This window comes from Ferrovum myxofaciens, from assembly GCF_000735045.1.
GTDB lineage: Bacteria > Pseudomonadota > Gammaproteobacteria > Burkholderiales > Ferrovaceae > Ferrovum > Ferrovum myxofaciens.
The window spans coordinates 1-253 of sequence record NZ_JPOQ01000436.1 but is presented as its reverse complement, the minus strand read 5'-3'; the positions used below and the strand labels follow the sequence as shown (position 1 = coordinate 253).

Here is a 253-nt window from a genome sequence, read left to right as displayed (position 1 = left end):
TCGGTCATAGCAGCGGACATGACGGGCGATGAGTTGTCCGTCGTAATAGGCACACAGGCGATCAGGATGGGCCTTGATGGTCAGACGGCGGTGTGCATAATCAGCGGGAACGGAGTAGTGGTTGGTCTCGACGGTAAAGCGGAACTGACTGTTGGCCACCAAACTGAGGGTGCGGGCATAGTCGTAAGGATTGGAATTGAGCGGGCGTAGGTGTGGTTTCTCTTCAATGAACAGATCACAGGGGCGTTGTCGT

Annotated in this window: 1 protein-coding gene; it reads right to left on the bottom strand. The window is 55.3% G+C overall.

The features are described 5' to 3' along the window. The coding region (locus tag IV91_RS18705; protein WP_031599532.1) for a Mu transposase domain-containing protein at positions 1–253 on the bottom strand (253 nt) is incomplete at both ends.